The following is a 3,075-nucleotide window of genomic DNA, read 5'->3' as shown; positions in this document are numbered from 1 at the left end:
TGGACTGTCGACCCGGGACGTTGGCCTTCGACCAGTCGAAGGCCAAGGGGCCATCCGATTTTCCAGTACGCTCGCAATCAGGCCGCGCCTGCCTGGCTGGCGCGGGAACGCGCCTGCCGTCGCGCCGAAGGCGTGCGTTCCGCACGACGGCAGGCAGGCGCGGCCTGATTTGTGTACCCCAAATCAGGCCGGAAACAGCGAGGCCACCCCCGGCAATCGTATCACGTCGCGGGCAGCGCGAGCCAGGCGGGCAGGGCGCCGATGTCGGGCAGCACCACGTCGGCGTGCGGTGCCAGATCCTCGCGGCTGGCGATGCCGGTCAGCACGCCGACCACGCGCATGCCGGCCGCCCGGCCACTGTCGAGATCGTGAACGCTGTCGCCGATCATCGCGCAGGCGCCGGGCGGAATGCCGGTGGCGCGGCAGAAGGCGAGCAGCATGCCGGGCGTCGGTTTCGCCCCGTGGCCGCTGTCATAGCCCGCGACGAAGGCGAAACGGTCGAGCACGCCCGCGCGTTCGAGATGGGCCCGGGCCGGCGCCTCGGAATCGTTCGTCGCCACCCCGAGCGTCAGGCCGGCGGCGCGGAACCGGTCGAGCAGCGCGGCGAGCGGCGCCGCTTCGACCTGCGGCGCGGCGGAGGTGGTGGTGATGATATGCTGGCGGAGCCGCGCCTCGCCCATGTCGGGGCGCAGGCGGCAGGCGGCCTCGACCACGATCTCCATCGTGCCGGCGACCATCGGGCTATCCCTGGTGAAGCGCCGGTTCGCGAGATCGAAGCCGAGCGTCGCGGCGAGCTCGGCCGCGCGCGCGCCGTCGCCGGCGGCGAGGCCGAGGATGAAGCCGTCGCACCAGGCCGCCCAGGTGGCATTGAAATCGAAGAGCGTGCCGTCCTTGTCGAAGACGAGACCTCTGATCGGTTCGCGCGGCGCCACCCGGTTACCCTCCTCGTCGCGGCTCACCGGCCGTCCACGCCTTCCTAGCGGCATCCGCGCGGCGGCGCAAAGCGGGCGCGACGATCACGCTCAGGTCCAGTCCGGCGCGTCACCGCCCGGCAACGCCGCGCGCGCCCGGGCCGGAACCGTCGGCGAAAGGCCCGCCTCGGCGCAGAAGGCGAGCAGCAGCGCCTCGTCGCCGAGCAGGAAATCCAGAAGAAAACCGAGAAACTCCGGGTCGTCCGCCCGCCCGCGCAGATCGCCGGGAGCGAGGCCGCCGGCGTCGAGAAAGGCACCCAGCACGTCGGGCTCCCCAGCCATCCAGATCAAGGCTTCCCGCGCGGTGACGGCGGCGCTTTCAGGGGTCATCGGGGCCTCCCGGAGCCTGTCGGTAAAGGCCGCGCGGGCCGCGCTAAACACTTCGTTAAACACTTCGTTAACACATTCGCGACTATGGTCACCGGACGAATTTCAGGCGTGGATAAACGCTCCACAGGGAGATTGCCGGATGTCGGGTCGGGTACTGGTTGTGGATGACGTGGCAACCAACCGACTCCTTCTGCGCGCCAAGCTATCTTCGGCCTATTACGACGTGGTTGTCGCCGAGAACGGCACCCAGGCGCTGGAAATGGCGCGATCCGAGCAACCGGACATGGTGATGCTCGACGTGATGATGCCGGACATGGACGGGTTCGAGGTCTGCGCGGTGCTGAAATCGCGCGAGGAGACCGCGCATATCCCGGTGATCATGGTGACGGCGCTCGACACGCCCGAGGAGCGGATCCGGGGACTGGAAGCGGGGGCCGACGACTTTCTCTCGAAGCCCTTCAACGATCTCGCCCTCTTCGCCCGCGTCCGCAACCTGATGCGGATGAAGATGATGTTCGACGAACTCCGTCTCCGCGACCTTACGTCGCGGGAACTCGGGCTGACCGATTTCATCTGCGAACAGGAGATCGAGTTGGAAACCGGCGGGCCGATCCTGCTGGCGCCGCCGAGCTTCGAGCAGGGCGCGGATTGGGCGAACCAGCTGCGCGACCGGCTGAACGCGCCAACCATCACCACCTATTCCGAGCGCGAGGCGATGAATCTCGCCCGGCTCGAGCTGCCGGACGTCTGCGTCGTGCATCAGAGCCTGATGGAGGGCGGCGATGGCCTGCGGCTGGTCTCGGCGCTTCGCTCCCGGCCCGAGACGCGGCAGTCGGCGGTGATTCTGGTGGTCGAAAGCGGCGGGGTGAAGGTCGCGGCCAAGGGGCTCGATCTCGGCGCCAGCGACTATATCGAATCGCCCTTCGACGTGAGCGAGCTCATCGCCCGCATCCGGTCGCAGCTGCGGCGCAAGCGCTATTCCGACCGACTGCGCTCGAACGTGCGCAACGGGCTGAAGATGGCGGTGATCGACCCGCTGACCGGGATCTACAACCGCCGCTACGCCAGCCAGCACATGATCCGGGTGATGGAGCGGGCGCGCGAGACCGAGGGCGTCTTCGCGGTGATGATGATCGATCTCGACAAGTTCAAGTCGATCAACGACCGTTTCGGTCATGACGCGGGCGACGCGGTGCTGCGCGAATTCTCGCGGCGGTTGCAGGAGAATATCCGCGGCGTCGATCTCGTCGCGCGTTTCGGTGGCGAGGAGTTTTTCGTCGCCATGCCCGACGTCGACATGCACGCCGCCGCCCAGGCGGCGGAGCGCATCCGCAGGGCGGTCGAGGACGCGCCGGTGATCCTGCCGGTCGGCGGCGGCGAGGTGCATGTGACGGTGTCGATCGGCGTTGCGATCGCGACCGCCGTCGATACCGACGCCGAGGCGATCATCAAGCGCGCCGACAGCGCGCTCTACGCATCCAAGGAGGCCGGCCGCAACCGGGTGAGCTTTTTCGCCCAGGCCGCCTGACGCGGGCCCGACCGACGCGGCATCCTTTCAAGACTTGCGTTCAAGGCGGCGGCGGCTCTGATATGATTACCGGTTGATTGTTTCGCCTTCGCGTAGCCGCCCAAGGCGGCGCCCCTGTCGATGTCCCTGCCACACGCCAGCAACGCCCGAGCGATGCGCGACGTCCGAGCCTTAACTTCGCGATTTCGAGATTACGCGAAATCGTGACGGGCATGCCCTGTCGTGCCGGAGGCACGCCTTCGGCGT

Annotated in this window: 3 protein-coding genes; 1 reads left to right on the top strand and 2 read right to left on the bottom strand. The window is 68.1% G+C overall.

Annotated elements, in window-relative coordinates; translation table 11 throughout:
* Nucleotides 1–221 precede the first annotated feature (221 nt).
* Both Q0480_RS04105 and Q0480_RS04100 read right to left on the bottom strand, forming a co-directional pair.
* Complete coding sequence (locus Q0480_RS04105) at nt 222–959, bottom strand: HAD family hydrolase (RefSeq protein ID WP_299131032.1); 738 nt, start codon at nt 957–959, stop codon at nt 222–224.
* A 63-nt stretch (nt 960–1,022) separates the two neighbouring features.
* Nucleotides 1,023–1,301, bottom strand: coding sequence for a DUF3572 family protein (locus Q0480_RS04100; RefSeq protein ID WP_299131031.1), 279 nt, complete (start codon nt 1,299–1,301; stop codon nt 1,023–1,025).
* A gap of 139 nt (nt 1,302–1,440) precedes the next feature.
* Between Q0480_RS04100 and Q0480_RS04095 the strand changes: the two genes are divergently transcribed.
* Nucleotides 1,441–2,829 (top strand): PleD family two-component system response regulator, encoded by a 1,389-nt coding sequence (locus tag Q0480_RS04095; RefSeq protein ID WP_299131030.1) that lies wholly within the window; start codon nt 1,441–1,443, stop codon nt 2,827–2,829.
* The last annotated feature ends 246 nt before the right edge of the window (nt 2,830–3,075 follow it).

The organism is uncultured Amaricoccus sp. (assembly GCF_937891315.1).
Lineage (GTDB): Bacteria > Pseudomonadota > Alphaproteobacteria > Rhodobacterales > Rhodobacteraceae > Amaricoccus.
Note: the sequence above shows the minus strand (reverse complement) of the source record. Positions and strands in the feature narration are given on the sequence as shown.